This is a genomic window from Planktothrix mougeotii LEGE 06226 (assembly GCF_015207485.1).
GTDB lineage: Bacteria > Cyanobacteriota > Cyanobacteriia > Cyanobacteriales > Microcoleaceae > Planktothrix.
In genome coordinates this window covers 13,792-33,370 of sequence record NZ_JADEWU010000053.1, presented here as the reverse complement: position 1 = coordinate 33,370, position 19,579 = coordinate 13,792, and the positions used below count along the sequence as shown (strand labels likewise).

At 39.1% G+C, this 19,579-nt stretch carries 12 protein-coding genes and 1 pseudogene; 3 read left to right on the top strand and 10 right to left on the bottom strand.

The window, feature by feature from the left end:
• Window positions 1-26 precede the first annotated feature (26 nt).
• The gene (locus IQ236_RS19195) at window positions 27-2,327 is read right to left on the bottom strand and encodes a pentapeptide repeat-containing protein (protein WP_193870785.1); all 2,301 of its coding nucleotides are present in this window, start codon (window positions 2,325-2,327) and stop codon (window positions 27-29) included.
• 150 nt (window positions 2,328-2,477) lie between these two features.
• Window positions 2,478-2,657 (bottom strand): annotated as a pseudogene (locus tag IQ236_RS19190) (helix-turn-helix domain-containing protein); the annotation flags it as partial.
• Between the two features lie 524 nt (window positions 2,658-3,181).
• On the opposite strand from IQ236_RS19190, the gene IQ236_RS19185 reads away from it, so the two are divergent.
• The 3 genes from IQ236_RS19185 (at window position 3,182) to IQ236_RS19175 (ending at window position 12,719) form a co-directional block, all read left to right on the top strand.
• Window positions 3,182-4,672: a diguanylate cyclase domain-containing protein gene (locus tag IQ236_RS19185; protein WP_193870783.1), complete on the top strand. Its 1,491-nt coding sequence runs from the start codon at window positions 3,182-3,184 to the stop codon at window positions 4,670-4,672.
• A gap of 260 nt (window positions 4,673-4,932) precedes the next feature.
• Entirely contained in the window at window positions 4,933-12,006 is a 7,074-nt protein-coding gene (locus IQ236_RS19180) for a PAS domain S-box protein (RefSeq protein ID WP_193870782.1), read from the top strand.
• Between the two features lie 116 nt (window positions 12,007-12,122).
• On the top strand, window positions 12,123-12,719 hold the full coding sequence (locus IQ236_RS19175; protein ID WP_193870781.1) for a hypothetical protein: 597 nt from the start codon (window positions 12,123-12,125) through the stop codon (window positions 12,717-12,719).
• A gap of 109 nt (window positions 12,720-12,828) precedes the next feature.
• Here IQ236_RS19175 and IQ236_RS19170 read toward each other — a convergent pair whose 3' ends face one another.
• The 8 genes from IQ236_RS19170 to IQ236_RS19135 all read right to left on the bottom strand — a co-directional run bounded on the left by IQ236_RS19170 (window position 12,829) and on the right by IQ236_RS19135 (window position 19,280).
• Window positions 12,829-13,455, bottom strand: a complete 627-nt coding sequence (locus IQ236_RS19170) for a HEAT repeat domain-containing protein (RefSeq protein ID WP_193870780.1) — start codon at window positions 13,453-13,455, stop codon at window positions 12,829-12,831.
• Window positions 13,456-13,479: 24 nt separating this feature from the next.
• Window positions 13,480-14,316: a HEAT repeat domain-containing protein gene (locus tag IQ236_RS19165; RefSeq protein WP_193870779.1), complete on the bottom strand. Its 837-nt coding sequence runs from the start codon at window positions 14,314-14,316 to the stop codon at window positions 13,480-13,482.
• A 109-nt stretch (window positions 14,317-14,425) separates the two neighbouring features.
• Window positions 14,426-15,232 carry a hypothetical protein gene (locus IQ236_RS19160; protein WP_193870778.1) on the bottom strand — a complete coding sequence of 269 codons (807 nt, stop codon included), beginning with the start codon at window positions 15,230-15,232 and terminating at the stop codon, window positions 14,426-14,428.
• 589 nt (window positions 15,233-15,821) lie between these two features.
• Window positions 15,822-16,067 carry a phycobilisome linker polypeptide gene (locus IQ236_RS19155; RefSeq protein ID WP_193870777.1) on the bottom strand — a complete coding sequence of 82 codons (246 nt, stop codon included), beginning with the start codon at window positions 16,065-16,067 and terminating at the stop codon, window positions 15,822-15,824.
• An 82-nt stretch (window positions 16,068-16,149) separates the two neighbouring features.
• Window positions 16,150-17,016: a phycobilisome rod-core linker polypeptide gene (locus IQ236_RS19150; protein WP_193870776.1), complete on the bottom strand. Its 867-nt coding sequence runs from the start codon at window positions 17,014-17,016 to the stop codon at window positions 16,150-16,152.
• Window positions 17,017-17,192: 176 nt separating this feature from the next.
• The gene (locus IQ236_RS19145) at window positions 17,193-18,008 is read right to left on the bottom strand and encodes a phycobilisome linker polypeptide (RefSeq protein WP_190521242.1); all 816 of its coding nucleotides are present in this window, start codon (window positions 18,006-18,008) and stop codon (window positions 17,193-17,195) included.
• 165 nt (window positions 18,009-18,173) lie between these two features.
• Window positions 18,174-18,662 (bottom strand): phycocyanin subunit alpha, encoded by a 489-nt coding sequence (gene cpcA, locus IQ236_RS19140; protein ID WP_072716936.1) that lies wholly within the window; start codon window positions 18,660-18,662, stop codon window positions 18,174-18,176.
• A 99-nt stretch (window positions 18,663-18,761) separates the two neighbouring features.
• On the bottom strand, window positions 18,762-19,280 hold the full coding sequence (locus IQ236_RS19135; protein ID WP_190521244.1) for a phycocyanin subunit beta: 519 nt from the start codon (window positions 19,278-19,280) through the stop codon (window positions 18,762-18,764).
• Window positions 19,281-19,579 lie beyond the last annotated feature (299 nt).

The window sequence follows — 19,579 nt, the reverse complement described above, 5'->3', positions numbered from 1 at the left end:
AGAGAGTCCTGAAGGACTCACTACTTTTAATTAACTTCTTCACCATCCAAAAAAATTCGAGTTTGGTCAGATAACCCTGAATTATTGCCTAATTTAATCTTTGTAATTTGAGCTTCAGCAATGCCACTGCGGAATAAATTGGCTCCCCGTAAATCGGTATATAATAAAATTGCATCTTTCAAATTTGTATGACGGACAATGGCATTTTTTAAACAGGCATAACTAAAATCAACTTGCTTTAAATTAGCACGGGTTAAATCGACTTCTGTTAAGTCTGCATGACGGAGAATGCTTTGAGATAAATTCGTATCTCGCAGTTGGGAATGAATCAAAATAGCTTGACTTAAATCGGTTTGAGTGAGAGTTGCAGCCGTGAGATTAGCATCGACTAAATTGGCTGATTTTAGGTTAGCTTGGGTGAAGACAGCCCGTTCTAAAATGGCTCCTCGTAAATTAACATTTTCTAAATTAGCAGCAGTTAAATTAGCCCCGCGTAAGTCAGCGCCTTGGAGATTTGCGCCTTGAAGATTGGCTCGACTTAAATTCACATTAGTTAGATTCGTATAACTTAAATTTGCTCTGGTTAAATTGGCTGCATTTAAGTTAGCCAGTTGTAGATTAGACTCAGATAAATTGGCTTCGGTTAAATCGGCATTTCCTAAATCTGCTTCTTGTAAATTAGCATGGGTAATGATGGCTCCTGTTAAATCAGCGCGATTAAAATTGGCTTGTTTTAAATTCGTACAGGTTAAGTTAGCGTGTTTTAATTCGGCTCGACGAAAATCTGTTCGGGTTAACGTGGCATCCATCAGGTTCGTATAATTTAGGTTAGAAATAAAAAATTTGGTGTCTGTAAAGATTCCGTGACTTAAATCGGCACGGCTTAGTTTAGCAAGGCTTAAATCTACTTGAATCAGTTCAATAGATTTTAAATCTACATCGCGTAAATCTGCCCCGCGTAAATCTTTTCCTTTTAACTGCAATTCTTTAACATTAGTATTGCGTAAATCGGGGCCTTTATATTGACAAAATAGGCGATAGGTGTTTAATTCTGTTTCGGATTGAGTTCCGGGTAGCCCCGCTTTTGTTTTTACTAAAAAATATTGGACGTTTTCAGTAAATAAAGTAAACACTAAATTAAAAATTTCTAAGAACTGAATGACTCCTTGACATCTGGCTTCTGCATGGTCTTGGTAGAATTGAATTAAATGAGCAATACAAATATCTAAATAGCTGCGGGAAGAATTGCCAATCAGCACTAATTTTAATAATAAAATCACTAAGGTCAGTTGACCCCCTTGGCGAATCATTAAATTAAATAAAAAGGAGGGTGGTTTTCCTTTTTCAATTAATAAATATTCAATGAGACGATTACAAGTTCTGCTAATTAAGGGTTTACTAACAATATTATTATCATGAATAGAGTATAAAGATTCCAGTTTTTCTTCTATTTTCTCCCGGATAATATTGGCAGGATATTGTTGATTGATGTGAAACATCAAATACTGAGGTAAACAGTGTTTAAATTTTTCATAACTAAAATTTTGAGTATTATTTAAAAATAAATTGGCTTGAGTTCCATAATTAAACACACGCTGGGTAGAAATCGTTTGTTTAATTAAACTCACGACTTCATCTCCTAATTGAGTCGGGTTTTTAGGCTGACGATTTCGACCCGTTGGAGATTCCAACCGAGCAATATACATCGCTAAATCAAATTTATATTGATCTTTAAGCTGTTTAATTAACGTTCGCGCGACTTCTTTTTGTTCCCTAGAATTGTGGGGGTTAAGGTATTGAGAAACTAATAAATAAGATTGATAACGACTACTCCAGTCACTCCGCTCTAAGTTGGCGCATCGCAGCAATTCTTGATAATCTTCACTGGCTAAAAAAGTTTTCAGCCATAACAGGAGGCGGCTTTCTTGAATTGATAAGCAGGTTTGATTACAATCTGGGGATTCTGAGAGTTTATTAATCAGTTTTCTAATAAAACTGTGTTGACGCTTCAGCAACCAATTATTAATCAGGATATAACAACAGCGCTTGATAATTCCTTGAAAATGGGGTTCTCCTTCCTCATAACTTAAAATCTCCTCTAAGGCGACTTTAATCTCTGGCTTTTGGGGACACAGGAGATAAAAAAATAATTGTTCAAAGGAATCTAAAACGGCTCCGGGGCTATCCGTTTGTACCCGATTTAAAAAGAATTCGTAAATTAGGTCTGCACTCATTTTTAAACGAGTATAAAGAGGATACTCTGTAGAAGATAACGACAAAGATTGATTAGAATTACTAATCAATTTATCTTGAACGAGGTTAGCCATCAATTGTACTGGGTGCTTATACTATTCAGTCTAGCATAGCAGCGAAAGATAGAAAAATAGAAAGACAGACAGTATCTGATGATGGCTTTACATTCTTTTCATAATTTAAGAAAAAAAAGTCACCTTTATTTAAAGATTTTGTAATTCTGGTTAGATTTTTTCATCAAAAAATGAAATTTTGGCTCGGCGGATCAATTCATTGCGATCTAAAATAGTAATGGATGAGCCGTTAATGGCAATTAAACCCTCTTGAGTTAATCGAGCAAAGACTCTGGATAATGTTTCTGGGATTGTTCCCAGTAAAGCAGCCAATTGAGTTTTCGTCAAGTCTAATTCTGCTGATTTAGCCGCTTGTTTAGCTTAGGTTAATGGTACTGTAGAGACGTTGTATACAACGTCTCTACGGGGGTTTTGACTTCAATAATCACCTCCCGCTCCACCACCTCCACTGGAACTTCCGCCACCCCCATAACTACTACTTTCGCTAACTTGGGGAATAATTTCTTCTTCTTGTTTTTGATAATTGCAACATTGACAAGTTAATGTAATTAACCGAGTTCCACTGTGATAAATGGTCGCTATCAGGAAATCATAACAAATAATTAAGAAATTTAAAGTTTTGTTTGCTTATCAAGTTTTTATTGACAATTTAATGGCTTTAATTTAACCTATTTGTTATAATAGTCTACTTTAGTCTAACCTTTTATGATCATCAGGTTTGTTCAATTCTGAACCCATAAAGATAGAATTAATAAATATAACCCTGATCTGAAGTATAATAGTACGGAATCTAAACCCTAGAGGCGTAAGGATAGTTTGATCTGCGGCTTATTGTCTTAGCTGACTCAGTGCGAATGTATTTTTCTTCCAATTCTGTATCGAGAGCCGACTTGCTAGTTATTGATGATACATTGGCAAATTTAAGGCTCTTAGTCAATCTGCTGCGAGAAAACGGCTATAAAGTTCGAGCCGTTAGTAATGGTTATGAGGCTCTGGAGACGATTCAAAAGAGTCCCCCCGACTTAATTTTATTGGATATTCTCATGCCCGATTTATCGGGTTATGAAGTTTGTCAACAGTTAAAAGAAAGCCCAAAAACCCAAGACATTCCGATTATATTCCTGAGTGCCTTAAGTGACGGATTAGATAAAGTCAAAGCCTTTAGTGTAGGAGGTTCAGACTATATTACTAAACCTTTTCAAGTAGAAGAAGTGTTAGCACGGGTTAAAAATCAACTCACCATTCAATGGCACAAAAAACAACTTCAACTTGAAATTTTAGAACGAGAACAAGCTCAAGAAGCTTTGCGTTTACAATATCAACGAGAACAAGCCTTAAATCGAGTTATCCGGGCTATTCGGAATTCCCTGGAACTTTCGACGGTCTTTTCTACCACTGTGACCGAAATTGGTCAACTCTTACAAGCAGATTGGGTGGCAATTATTCAACATTTCTCTCAATTCCATAGCTGGCAACCGATTGTTGAATATTTTCCCAATTCCGATCTAGCCAAATTGGTTAATACTAAACTGTTGAATTCCCAAGGGTTATTAACAGAACGTTTAAAATTATTACAGGTCTTTTGTGTTGAAGATCCTCACAATATCATCGATTCCAGCAATCAAGATTTAGTTGAACAATATCCGAGAATTTGGTTGGCGATTCCCGTTTATTCTAATGGAGAAGTCTGGGGAAGTTTAAGTATTGTCAGACATCAATCCCTTCCCTGGTCAGAAACTGATGTCGAATTAGCGGTGGTTGTCACTGATCAATTAGCGATCGCAATTGGGCAATCTCAACTTTATGAACAACTGCACCAAGTCAATCACGAATTAGAACGTCTTGCTAATTTAGATGGATTAACCCAAGTCCCTAATCGTCGCAGGTTTGATCGAGTTTTAGAACAAGAATGGCTAAGATTGCGACGAGAAAAACTGCCTTTATCCCTAATTTTAGCAGACATCGATTATTTTAAATTATATAATGATACCTATGGTCATTTATCCGGGGATGATTGTTTAAAGCAAGTCGCACAAACCATTCATGAAACCCTTAAGCGTCCTGCGGATTTAGTCGCCCGTTACGGAGGAGAAGAATTTGCAATTATTCTTCCCAATACTTCCTTAGCGGGAGCCATACAAGTAGCTGAACAAATCCGACAAGCGGTTTATAATTTACAATTACCCCATATCGCCTCCCCTGGCAAACAAGTGATCACCCTGAGTTTAGGAGTGAGTAGTTTAATTCCTCCCATCAATGAAGAACCCCAAATTTTAATTCAAAAAGCAGATCAAGCTTTATATAAAGCCAAAAATCGCGGAAAAAATATTGTCTGTGAGCTTTGAGACTCAGGAGATATCACAAACGGATTAGATGGGTGCCCCCAATTTCCAATTCAAAGCAACCCGGAATCAGGTCAATACTTTAGCCTGTTTTATCAACAGTTGAAATTAAGGCAACTCCTTAAATAAAAGTTTTATAAAGATTAAGGGTTTTTGGGACAACAATACATAAAATAAAGATAGGATGGGGGTTTGTTTTTGATTCTGACTCAATAAAAAACAAATTTATCATTTTTCAACCCAAATCCAGAGGGGCAAGTCTTATGATAAATAAACAGCCATCATTGGTATCCCATTTAACTCAACGAGCCGAAACCCTAAAAGGTTTTTCTCAACAGATGAGTTTAGGGATTAGCATTTTAGGATTTTTGGGATTGCTGAGTTGGATGGGGCAACAAGTTTTTGCTGATTCGATTTTATTCAATTTGATCCCCTTAAATATTTATACCACAATCAGTTTAACCCTGAGTGGATTAACATTAGGGTTCTGGCATTATAAAAACCGAAATTTCTCCGAATCCCAGACCCCAAAAATCCTAAAATTAGCCCTTACAATAGGAGAATTGAGCATCATTTTTATCGCTCTATTTACCCTCCTATATCATCTGTATGATCACATCTTTCTTTCCCCATTTCCAGCCTTTTCCAGTGGCTCTCTTCTAGTGCCAATGCAGATGAATACCGCTTTCGCATTTCTGATGCTGGGCTTGGCGTTGATCCTTTTAAACCGCACTCATCCCCCTGATTTTTTCATTGAAATTTTGGTGATGGGGGCTGGATTTATCATGGTTTTGGGACTATTAACCCCGATTTACAATTACATTTATTTTGAACCCGAATTCACCCCAGAAATCCGATGGCAAAGCGCAATCCTCGTCCTATTGCTGTGTAGTAGCCTATTGAGTGCTCGCCCCCATCGAGGATTAATGTTGATTCTCCTGGGGGACAGTATGGGTAGCCATCTGGCCCGTCAACTCTTACCAGGGATACTCTTGTTACCCCCAATTTTAGGGGGTTTGGGACTATGGGGGGTACAGAAAGCCCTCTATAACGAACCCAGGGCTCTCGCCATCAGTACGACCCTAGATATGGTGATGGTATTAGGACTGGTGAGTTGGAATGCCAACACCCTCAACCAAATTGATCAGCGTCGGCGATATGCCGAAGTTAGCCTTCAAGAAACTAATTTACAACTCGAAAACCGGGTTGAAGAACGCACTCAACAACTGCGTGAAAGTGAAGAACAATTTCGACAATTAGCAGAAAATATTCGAGACATCTTTTTTATTAATACCTTTAATCATACTCAACTCATTTATATTAGTCCCACATACCCAGAAATTTTTGGTCGTTCCTGTGAGAGTCTTTATCAAAATCCGAATTCTTGGTTTGATGCCATTCATCCTGATGATCGGAACCGGGTTAAAGTTGCTTTACAACAGCAAACAGAAGGGGAACCATTCTATCAAGAATACCGGATTATTCGCCCCGATGGTTCTCTGCGTTGGGTATTATCCCGCACGTTTTTAATTCGTAATAATGCCGGAGAATATTACCGAATTGTCGGACTGGTGGAAGATATTACCCAACGTAAACAAACAGAACTGGACTTACAACAAGCAAAAGTGAACTTAGAAACCCAAGTTGATCAACGAACGGCTGAGTTACAAACTTGGAAACAACGTTATGAAATCGCCGTCGAAGTCAGTGGTCAACTGTTATATGAATATGATTTATTGACTCAACAACATACCTGGGGAAACAATGCCAAAACATTATTAGGCTACGATGTTGCAGAAATGCCCCTGACCCTTGAAGGGTTTTTAAGTTTAATTCATCCTGATGATCGAGAAGCTTGGCGACAAGAAACTCAAAAAATGTTGCAGAAAAACTCAGTTCGATTTCAATCTCAATATCGCTTACTCAACAAAAAAGGAGCTTATATATGGATAGAAGATCAATGTTATTTGGCGACAATTAATGGAAATTATCGAACCAAACTTATTGGGTTTTTACGAGATATTAGTGAGCAGAAAAAAATCGAAATTACCCAATCTCAACTGGCGGCAATTGTTGAATTTTCAGATGATGCGATTATTAGTAAAACCTTAGATGGGATAGTGATTAGTTGGAATATTGGCGCTGAACGGTTGTTTGGATATACAGCCACAGAAATGATGGGTCAATCCATCTCAATTTTATTACCCTTAGAACGTTCCTCGGAAGAAGATGAAATTTTACAACGACTGCTTCACGGTGAACAAATTCAACATTTTGAAACCGTCCGAAGACGAAAAGATAGCAGCTTAGTCCATATTTCTTTAACAATTTCTCCGGTTAAAAATGGCAAAGGAGAGATGATTGGAGTATCTAAAATTGCGCGAGATATTAGTGAACGTAAACGCATAGAAGCGGATTGGCGAGAAAGTGAAGAACGATTTCGTAGTGCCTTTGAAAATGCTTCGATTGGCATGGCAATTGTAAGTTTAAAAGGCCAGTGGGTCAGGGTTAATCAAGCCTTATGTGAAATGCTGGGATATACTCAGGCAGAATTATTAAATTTAACCTTTCAAGACATTACCTATCCTGATGACTTAGAGAAAGATTGGGAAAATTATCATAATTTATTAAATCAAGTTATTCAAAATTATCAAAGTGAAAAGCGATATCTTAATAAACAAGGACAGATCATTTGGGTCTTATTGAATAGTACATTAGTTCGAGATGCTCAAGGAAATCCTTTATATTTTATTGCCCAAATTCAAGATATTACTCAACGCCAACAACTTGAACAAGAATTACTGCAAAAACAACAATTATTAGATGCGTTTATTACCAGTGCTCCTGTAGGAATGACCGTTCTGGATGAGCAACTGAGATTTGCTTTTATTAATCAAGCCCTTGCAGAAATCAATGGAATTTCAGTAGAAGAGCATATTGGTAAAACCCCTTGGGATATTATACCGGATTTAGCCATTAAACAAGAAAAAATCTTTCACGAAGTTTTAAATGAAGGGAGAACCATTCTTTCCATTGAAATTTCGGGAGAAACCCTTAAACAACCCGGAGTTAATCGCACTTGGTTAGTCTCTTATTTTCCCATTCGTTCTCAATCTCAGAAACCCGTTGGTATCGGAATTGTTGTTGCTGAAATTACCGACCGTAAACAAGCGGAAGCTGCCTTACGCGATAGTGAAGCTCGTTTCCGAGCCATTTTTAACCAAACCTTCCAATTAATGGGACTGTTAACCTGTGAAGGCATGATTTTAGAAATTAATCAAACCGCCTTAGATTTTTCAGATTTACAGTATCAAGATATCGTGAATCAACCGTTTTGGCAAGGACGCTGGTGGACAGTTTCTCCCCAAACTCAAGCCCAACTTCTGGATGCAATTCATCGAGCGGCTCAAGGGGAATTTGTTCGCTATGAAGTTGAAATTTTTAGCCACAATTATCAACTGAAAACCCTTGATTTTTCTCTGCGTCCGTTATTTAATGAAACCGGAGAAGTCAAGCTTTTAATTGCTGAAGGACGAGATATTACTGAACAACAAACCTTACAACTGGAATTAGCCCAACGAGAATCCTGGTTAGATGCTTTTTTTGCTTGTGCTCCGGCTGGATTATTAATTTTAGATAATCAAAAACGATTTATTAAAGTTAACGATTCCATTGCTCGAATGCACCGAATTCCCGCTCAAGATCATATTGGTCAATCCATTCAAGATGTGTTTTGTGAATATACAGCCATTTTAGAATTTGTTGGCGATGAAGTTTTAAGCAAAGGAAACCCGATTTTGGATTTAGAAATTAGTGGCGAATATATTTATCCGGGGATTAGAAATTATTGGATGGCATCCTTTTTCCCCCTATCAAGGGATATTCAAGGCTGTCCTTCCGGGGTGGGTGGGGTGTTATTAGATATTACCGAACGCAAGCGAGTCGAATTAGAATTACGGTCTGTGAGTGAACGATTACAATATTTACTAACGGTGAGTCCCGCCGTGATTTTTAGTTGTCAACCCCAAGAAGATTATGACATTACCTTTATGAGTGATAATGTTCGCAGTTTGTTGGGGTATTATGCGCCAGAATTTATGAGAAATCCTGGGTTTTGGTTAAGTCATGTTCATCCTGAAGATATTAAATTATTACGCTCAGGATTACAGCATATTTTAAAACGAGATGTCTTTAGTTATGAATATCGATTTTTACACGCTGATCGCACCTATCGTTGGTTAGATATGCAAATGCGATTAGTTCGAGATACGAAAGGACAACCTTTAGAAATTGTGGGATACTGGGTTAATATTACTGATCGCAAAAAAGCTCAATCTGAACTCCAAATTACTCAAAGACGATTACAAACGGTAATTGAAACCATCGGAAATGGCATCACGTTGAGCAATAACCAAGGAGAATTTTTAATTTTTAATTCTCAAATGGAAAGCATCACCGGATATGGCTTAGAAGATACCCAAAGTCACCCCGATTTTATGAAGTTGCTTTATCCTGATAGTAAGGCTTATCAACAGGCGGGAGAACGTTTACAACAGGTAATTCATCAAGGCGCATTACATAATATTGAAACAACGATTATTACTAAATTAGGGGATACTAAAACGCTCTTGGTTTCAACAGTGTTATTAGAAGATGAACGGGGAGAATTATTTTTAACGGTTTATCAAGATATTACCGAACGCAAACGCACAGAAGCTGCATTACAAGAAGTTAATGATTTATTACAAGCAACGATTCTAGCTGCTCCCGTTGCTATTGATGTAATTGATAAAACGGGGAAAGTCTTGGTGTGGAATCCAGCCGCAGAACGAATTTTTGGTTGGTCATTTCAAGAAGTGATTGGTCAATCTTTACCCATGATTCCTAATGATTCTATACAAGAATTTGAAGAATTCGTGAATCATACATTTGCCGGAGATACCCTCAGCCAAGTGGAAACCAAACGTCAACGCAAAGATGGATCTTTAGTGGATATTAGTTTATCGACGGCTTTAGTGCGGAATTCCCAAGGTCAAATTATTGCGGCGATGGGAATTTGTGAAGATATTAGTGAACGCAAACGCACGGAGGAAGCGTTACGTCGTTATGAAAGAATTGTCGCCGCAACAACGGATCAAATTTGTTTAATTGATCGTAACTATACCTATCAGTTAGCAAACCCCGCCTATTTGAATCTTTATCATCAAGCTTTAGACAATTTGATCGGTCTTCCTCTGATCAATTTGGTCGGTCAAGAGCAATTTGATCAGATGATGAAACCTCATTTAGAACGGTGTTTAGAAGGAGAAGTCATCCATGCTCATTTTTGGTTAAGTTCTGGAACTTTAGAGTCTCAATTTCTTAGTATTACTTACGCACCTTATTATGAACTCAACCAGGATATTTCCGGTGTGGTGATTAGTATTCGCAATTTAACGGAACTCAAAATTGCCGAAGAAAAATTACGACAAAGTGAAGAAGCATTAGTTGAAGCTCAACGCATTGCTCATATTGGAAATTGGAAATTTGATGTGGCGACTCAACAAATGAGTTGGTCAGAAGAAATGTACAGAATTTTTGGATTAGAACACCCCCATCCTGAACCCAATTACCAACAATATTTACAGTATGTTCATCCCGAAGATCGCTCTAGTGTTGAGGAGCATATTCAAGCCGCTATTCAAGGGGGGATTTCTTATGAACTGGATTATCGGATTATTAGAGCCGATGGTTCTATTCGCTATTTAGAAGTTCGGGGAGAAGGAGTTAGAGATCAACAAGACAATATTGTTCAACTGTTTGGAACAGCTTTAGATATTAGCGATCGCAAACAAGTGGAATTAGAACTACAAAAAGCCAAAGAATCCGCAGAAATTGCCAATAAAGCCAAAAGCCTGTTTATTGCCAATATGAGCCATGAATTAAGAACACCCTTAAATGCAATTCTTGGATTTGCTCAATTAATGAGCCATGATCCGATCATTCCCCTCTATCAACGGGAAAATTTAGAAATCATTCGCCGCAGTGGCGATCATCTGCTTCATTTAATTAATAATGTTTTAGATCTTTCTAAAATAGAAGCGGGACGCATGACCTTTGATCAAAGTACCTTTGATCTCAATTATTTAATTTTATCTACCTGGGAAATGTTTCGCTTACGGGTAGAAGCCAAAGGATTAAAATTCATCCTCAATATTCAACCTGATGTTCCTCAAACGGTCATAACTGACCCCAATAAGCTCCGCCAAATTTTAATTAATATTTTAGGAAATGCGATTAAATTTACTCAGAAAGGCAGTGTGAGTTTAACGGTTAACAGGAAACCGGAAACCGGGAACACTCTACGCTTTGAAATTCAGGATTCAGGTGTTGGGATTTCTTCAGCAGAATTAAATAATATTTTTGATGCTTTTATTCAAAGTCAATCCGGTAAAAAAGCCCTAGAAGGGACGGGTTTGGGATTAACCATTAGTCGAAAATTTGTTGAATTAATGGGAGGATCTTTAGGGGTGCAAAGTACCCTGGGTTTCGGAAGTATATTTTGGTTTGAAATTCCGGTACAGATTGCCCACAAAAGCCAAGTTCAATCACCCCAAATCAGTCGTCAAGTTTTATCTTTAGCTCCTGGTCAACCGAATTATCGAATTTTAGTGGTGGATGATCAACTCGAAAATCGTCAACTCATGATTAAATTATTAACTCAAATTGGATTCCAAGTTAAAGAAGCTGAAAATGGACACGAAGCTCTGATCCTCTGGCAAGAATGGCAACCCGATCTGATTTGGATGGATATTCGGATGCCGATTATGGATGGTTATGAAGCGACTCAGCACATTCGCGCCAGTTTGCAGGGTCAAAGCACCGTGATTATTGCCTTAACCGCCTATGCCTCTAAAAGCGATCTCCATTCGGCTTTATCGGCTGGATGTAACGACTATTTGAGTAAACCCTTCCAAGAAGATGAATTATTTAGCAAGATGGCTAAATATTTGAACGTGGAGTATGTGTATGCAGACCCTAACCTTTCATCCCCTCGCTCTCCTATCCCCTCGGATTTGGTTAACTCCGTTTTAACGTCTGGGAGTCTGTTAGTCATGGCTCCTGAATGGATTACCAACCTCCAGGAAGCAGCCCAGTTGTGTGATGAAGAAGAGGTGCTGTCTCTGACTGAACAAATCCCCCCTGAACATCAAGGGATTGCAGCCAGTTTGCGGGCTTTAGCCCGTGATTTTCAATTCCAACAAATTCGACAGTTAACCCTGTCGGAAAATCCCTCTGAACAGTCTTCGGATTCATCTAATGTAATGGCTGAAAATCCTGAGAAAGAAATGGGTTAACAAAAAGCAATATAAATATTAAAAATTATTTAAAATGGAGATTACAAAGAGTAAAAAAGTTAAAATTAGTTGTCTTAACAACATTCATTAAACCCTAGGGATTTAAAGATCGGACAATGACACCTATTGAATTTCTCTGGCTGACTTTCTCAGTTGCTAAGTTACCCCCTGTTTTAAGCCAATTAGATGGTTTTCCCTCTATTTCCTATAATTGGTTATTTCTCTTGGTTGTAGTCATTTTAGTTTTACTGGTTTATTTTTTAAATAAAAATCAAGTAAAAGCGGTTCAAAATATCTCTGAACAAGCTCTACAAATTCAAGGTAAAGTTCTCGATCAAGTTCAAGAACAGACAACCGAAATGGCTGCTGTGGCTCAAGAAAAAATTAATCTAATTCTTGAGGAATATCAAAAATTTCTCCCTTATGCAGAACAATTGGGATTGAAAGTAGATAGTTTTAGTATTGAAGCTGGAGTCTTGCCCCAAATTAAAACTTCTTTGCGAGGCTCGATTGATAATATCAAAAATGAGATGATTGAAAAGATTAAGGTAGAAAACAGCAATAATAAACTGCTCGTTGCTGTTCTCAATGCTATCTTATTAGCTAAAAAATGCAATGATAAACTGGAAAGCGTTTATATTTCGATCTTTAAAGATATCATTATTGATATCAAATTAGGGATTCCTCCTGCTATTTCCGTTCGGTTTCAGTAGGACTGATCCGTTAACTCTCCCGAAGAGATCATTCACCATCCAAATTGTAGGGGGAGTTAGTAATACTGATCACAATCAGGGTGTTGTCTTACAATGACAATCATAGGGATTATTCTAATTCTTGAATCGCCCATTTTGCCCTAGCTCGAACAGAAGTCGTTTCATCATTATTCACAATATATTCTAACTGTTCTTTAATTTTACCAAACCATTCAGGCTGAGTTTCATGCAGAGCAGTTGCTAAACCTTGTAGACCAAAAACCCCCGCATATCTGACAATCCATTCTGGGTCTTGTGATGTTTTTTGTAATATCATTAAGGTTTTAAATTGAGCATCAGGAATTTGTTCTGGGGGTAATTTATCCCATTGAATCATTCCTAATCCTCGGGCGGCGGCGCGACGAACACTTAAGGAAAAATCGCTTCCAGCAGATTCTAATAAAACTTCTAAGGCACGGGGATCACCAATACCCGATAAGGCACGAACCGCCCAAGCTCTTGCCCCATAATTATAACCATCTAATTGTTCTAATAAAGGAATAACCGCAGGTTCACCCAGTTGAGTTAATCCATCAACCGCAGCCACCGCAGCCCCAGGATTATTATAACCTAAAACGTTAATTAATGTGGGGATTGATTCAATAGAATTAGCTTTTACTAAAGAAACAACCGCTTTAAATAAAGAGGCAGCAGAATCAGCTTGTTCAACAGCTTGAATTAAGGTTTGTACAGTCATATTTTCGGGTTAGCTAATATTTTTTTATAATAGAGAATCCATTAACTCCATGACTTCAATGGCTGATTCAGATAAGCTAAAATCAGCACTATCTGTTAATTGATGTTCTAAAACGCCTTTTAAGGAAATTAATTTTAAACTATTTTCTGCTAGGGTGTTAGCGATCGCTTTTGCCGCGGGTAAATAGCCAATTGCGCCTAAATCCATTAAAGCCGTGCGACGTAATGTTAAATCATTTCCTTTTAACGCCTCAATTAACCGTTCTCCATAACTATTGTCTCCGGTTAATTGATACAGGGCCCTCAGTGCTGCATACTGAACTTTAGGAATAGAATGCTCGATAAAGGGTTGAACTAAAGGAATCGCAACCGTCGCTTTTAAAGCTCCTAATGCTTCTAAAATTGCATCATAAGGTTGGACTAAATAGGGTTTTCCAGGGACACGTTGGGCGGCTGCGACTCCCCCTTCTAATAATTTCATTAAGGCGGAAATACAACCCTCATCTCCTAACTGTTCTAAGGCTTGAGTCGCTGCTTCCCGCACATAAACATCAGAACAATCTAAACAGTCAATTAAGGCTGAAACTGCTCGTTTATCACCCAGTTTTCCTAATGCTCTGGCTGCATTTCGGCGTAAGGGATAACCGCCTTCTTCCGTGCGATCAGATTCATCCTTTAAGGCTAAAATTAACGCATCTACCGCCGCAGGCTGATTAACGCGAAAACGCCCTAACCACCAAGCAGCATAATAACGCCGTCCTAATTCTTCATGCTGAAGATTAGCGATCGCTTGTTCTATGGTTAAAGATTCTCCCTCTTGAGGGGTATTTTCCCCCATTGATTCGTATCCCAAATTGTCCATCGGTTAAAGTCGGTTTTTCTCAACCTTACCATGAAACTTGGGAGGGCGGAATAGTCGAAGTCTCAATCCAGAAAAAATCTAAAACCCTAACTCATCGGCTTTAAATATTTTATAGCTTGTTTGAATTCATAGAAGCCAATTCAGGCTTCTTCACAAAATTCAAGTTTAATTGAATTTGATCAATACCTAATTGAATGATATAGGTTATCAGCGCATGAATTAAAATGACCACCCCTAGCATTTCACAAATTTCTTCAGCCATTACCATTAAAGCATAGATTATATTTTCCTCTCCATAATACCTGACATAAGCGCCACCCACTATGGTTTCTATGAAAAGAGCCCCGCTTAGGTACACCAACATAGCCATTAACAATGAACGCTTCATATATCGAGGTAAATGTATAAAAAACTTATAAAAGATGAACAGAAAGATAATAACCAAAAAGAAAGCAGGAATGACCCACGCGGTATTATATAGAAAACCAGAAGCACCTGCTTTACGAATTGGCCCATTTAACCCTTCATGGATGCTTAACAATTCATCTAATGAGATATAAAGGAAAATAAAAGATAATCCTTTCCAATACCAACGATAGTCATCTTGATTCTGGGTTTTAATAACAGCAATAATTGCAAATAAAACCGAAGAAAAAAGCAGTGCTAATGATGAATATAGAGAAGGAAAGTTTTGTTCTGCATCCATATAAAACTTGGTTACAAAGATATCCGGTATCCAAACACCCGGGAAAATATAAACCGCAATTTGACCCAGTAAGCATAAAACAGACAAAATTCCAATAATTGTTAGTAGAAATCGAGTAATTTTTCCAGGAGAAATAGTAGTGTTAACTTTTACTAGACCTTGATCTACAGTTGTCGATATATTTTTATTGTAAACAGAACTGGATTCCATAATACACCTAGCAAATGAATGACAATAAAATTACAATCAACCTAAAAGTTGTTAAAGGTTAGATTTTCAACTTTAACTACTGCTAAAACCGGATTTTTTAATGAGGTCAGCACCCAATTTAATTTAGGTCAACACTCTAAGTCAGTTCTGAAGCATCAAAAATATGATAAATCCGAAAACATTTAAAATTTTTAGTATTTTAAATGAGAAATTTGGGATTTATATATGACAGAAACAATTGAGAGCGAATTATTGTTTTATAACCTAACTATAACCTAACTATAACCTAAATTTAATCAATATTACATCAAATGTCAACATTTCAATACTAAAGTGCTACGCATGATTGGTGTTTGACAATGAGTGAAACCTGAAACCCTTTCACTTCTTACAGTAAATCGCTGTTCCCTCTTCAAGTAGCTCTATAAATCTTTATCAAACATTGTGTTTGCACAACAAAAAAAATAGTTAGTGATTTTAGATTGAAAACCACTAACTATTTTTTTGAATTTTTATATAAAAAATTACAAGCCGTTCAATTGTTAATTTTGCTGTCAGCTTCCCTGAACTAAACCAGCAAGTCTGCTTCTTATTCTTCGTTGGCAGAAGTCAACGGCTGAATACTCACAATTTTTGCTCCCATCCGCGTTAAACGCTGCATTTCTTGGTTCATGCGGTTGTAAGGGACAGTAATAAATTGGCTGGAGCTAGAACGAATCTGATACTCTGCTTTGTCAGTTTCATTTGATTGACGTAAACCGACGACTTCGTAGCGAAAAAAGCGATTTCCCGATGGGGAACTCGATGATTGTCCAACAGCAATTTGACCTAACATGAGTTTAAATTTATCCAAAAACAGTTCTACAAACTTGACAAAAAGGGATCGCTGATTAGCAATCCCTGGTTTTTCAGCAATCCTACACAGGAGTGACGCTGGCTACTTTCCCACCTTGGCGTTGAATTTCCTGAAGTAAAGGAGATAACTGTTCGTAAGCAACAATAAAAGATTTGCTGCTCCGACGAACTTTCGGATAGCGACGTTCACGAATTCCAGCCACTTCCACCCGATAACTACGGCCTTGTGCTAAGACACCACCGGTACTAAATCCAGTGGTTGGAACCACGGCTTGTCCAGAAGCCCGATAAGACCAACCTTCGTTACCACCGGAGGGGCCGACAATGGTAGAAACACTATTGGAACCCAGTTCTGTGGCTAAACGGGAGGCATTTCCTTCTAATTGAGAGCGATCGCTATTGGCATAACCCCGATACAACCGGAAGATGCGAGTAAAGCCAACGGTTCTTTGTCCCCGTTGAACTTCAAAGGCGCGATAGTAGGGAACCACATTTTCCCCAAAGCTTTCCAGATATTCGGCTGAATCAATATAAGAATCAATATCAGCGTCATAACCTTGATTTTGATATAAGTCCAAGTGAAAAATCACTTCGGATTCATCATAGGGAGCGCGACCCAATAAATGTTTGTAATTGAGTTCAATTACACGGGTTTGGAAATTCGGGTAGAAAAACTTGGTTTTGTACAGTTCCGATTTAGCAACGGAGCGCACAAACTCCCGCACAGTGATGCTGCCATCACACAACAGAGATTCAGCACTTTTGAGGCGCTCAGAACTCATTAAATAATCGTTACCCAACAGTTGGCGATAAACCGCACGAATAACTTGTTGGGCATCGTCCCTGCTCCAATCTGGACGCAGTTCAACACGAGCCGCTTCTTGAAACGCAGTTGTTCCGAGCCTAGATGCTGCTGTTGTAATAGCCACCTAAAATCCTCCTCTTATTAATGTGAGTTAGAATTGAGTTGCGAATGTAGCGTGCAACGATTCCGGTTGAAAGGTTTGTTACCTAGAGGGATAGAGTCCAAGCTTCCCCGATGAACAGTCAGCTAGAACTCTAACCTTTTAAGCACAAACCGGCATTCAGGTTTTAATGAATGAGATTATGCCAACGTAATTCTCATCACCCGTCCCCCAGCGCGATGAATTCGCTGCAACTGAGTAGACAGTTGGTCATAGGGTACGGTATATTCAGTGGTAGTACGGCGCACCTGGGGTAGCGACTGTGTTGCTTTTTGGATAACAGTCAGGCGGTAAAGTTGTCCACGATTACCGCCTGTCGTACCTCCTAAGCTTTGCCCACTAGCAGGAGTTTGAATCGGAGAAGCTAAATTCCGAGCTAATTCCCAAGTTAAACGACTTTGCTTTTGGTTTTGAGCGCGATCGCTGCTGGCATACCCGCGATAAAGGGTAAATAAACGGTTAAAACCAACGGTTTTTTGCCCGTCTTGGGTCGAAAATCCCCGATAATAGGGAACGATATTTTCCCCAAAGTTTTCCAGATATTCGGGAGAGTCGAGGTAAGAGTTGATTTCTGCCTCGAAACCTTCGCTGGTGTAGAGATCAACGTGAAACGCAATCTCTGACTCATCGTAAGGGGCACGGCCCAAAAGATGTTTGTAATTTAACTCGATAAACCGAGTTTGAAAGTTAGGGTAAAAAAACTTAGTCCGGTAAAGCTCGGATAAAGCAATAGCTCTGACAAAATCCCGAACGGTAATTTGTCCTTGGCGGAGTAAAGATTCCGCGCTTGTGAGCCGTTCCCGCAACATCAGGTGTTCGTTGCCCATCACCTGACGATATGCTGCCACAATCACGGTTTGCACATCTGCTTCCGTGTAGTTGGGGCGCAGTTCTACGGGTTTTGTTTCTTCGAAAGCCCGGATACCAAGTCGGCTACCCTCAAGCAAGCCAACCATAGCCTTATGCTCCGTAAGAGATCTTCAAAATTGAGAAGACAAAAAAGAAAACTTTGTTAATTTGGGAGACAATCCCCAATAATCAAAGATGCCCGGAGCGCTAAACAACCGTTAACCCAGTTGCTAACAGCTACTTACCGCTCCGAGCATCAAACGCGAGCTTGTCTAGCTCAGAGCGTTGATCGCATAATCAATGTAGGAGTTGGCTTCAACAGCCGCGTCACCGCTGAGACCATGGTTAGCTTTGATGTACTTCAGAGCTTCAACATACCAGCTAGGAGACAGTTCAAAAGTCCGGTTGATTTCATCAACACCAGCAATCAGGTATTCGTCCATGGGCCCTGTACCACCAGCAATTAAGCAGTAGGTGACCATACGGAGGTAGTAACCGATGTCACGAGCGCATTTGCCTTTACCACGTTCGCTAGAAGCGTAGTTGGGCCCTTGCATTTGGGTGGTGTAAGGGAACTTGTTATACACTGCTTGGGCAGCACCACTGACCAGGCTATCGGCTTTATTGCTCAGAGCTTTAGCAGCTTCTAAGCCAGCTTTGGCTTGACGGAAACGTCCGAAAGCCACTTGCAGTTCAGTGCTGCTTAAGAAACGGCCTTGAGAATCGGCGGTGGTTACTGCTTCAGTCAGGGGGGTTTTCATGCTTGAATTATCTCCCGATGTGGTTTACAAAGTTGAGGTACAAATTGAAGTCATTTAATTAGACTTCTATGGATTTATGAAAATCAGATTTTTGAAAAACTAGGCAACAGCAGCCGCAGCGCGATCAAAGTAGCTGGCGATTTCAGAAGCCAGGGCGCTACAATCTCCAGGAGTGATTCCTGCGGGATCGTTGACGATAGCCAGAGCGGCATCTTTCATTTTGCCAACGCCAACAGCAACGGAAGCACCAGGAACGCCTAAAGCCAGGTAGGTTTCACGCAGACCGTTTAAGCAACGATCATCGAGAACGCTAGCATCTCCAGCGAAAACTGCATAGGTGACATAACGTAAGATGATTTCCATGTCACGTAAGCAAGCAGCCATACGACGGTGGGTGTAAGCATTACCACCAGGAGCAATCAGTTGGGCTTGCTCATCAAACAGAGCGCGAGCCGCATTGGCAACGATGGTGGAAGCACTACCGGTGATCCGGTTAACAGCATCTAAGCGTTTGCTGCTTTCGGCAACCATTTGGCTCAGGGCATCGATTTGGCCGGCGCTTAACATTTCGCCGCGTGTATCAGCTTGAGAAACTACCTTGGTGAAGGCATCAAACATGGATTAATCTCCTACTTGACTTGCTTAACTTTGTTTTCGACTCAAAGTGAAATGATGGGTTTTCCCGATCCTGACTCTTGAGAGTCTCTCTATGTTTGGCCGTCGTTACTATTTTTGAGAGCAACCTCAGCCTCACTTAGAGGAACCTTAGAAATCTTACATCATTTTATGAAAGGACATTAAACTTTTTTAATCAAATGTTAATCAATTGTTGGGAGACCAACATTTGTCTGTCGTCTTTGCCCTTCAGATATTAGTTATACAACGCTATCGCAAATTGTTGCGTTAAAATTTATTAA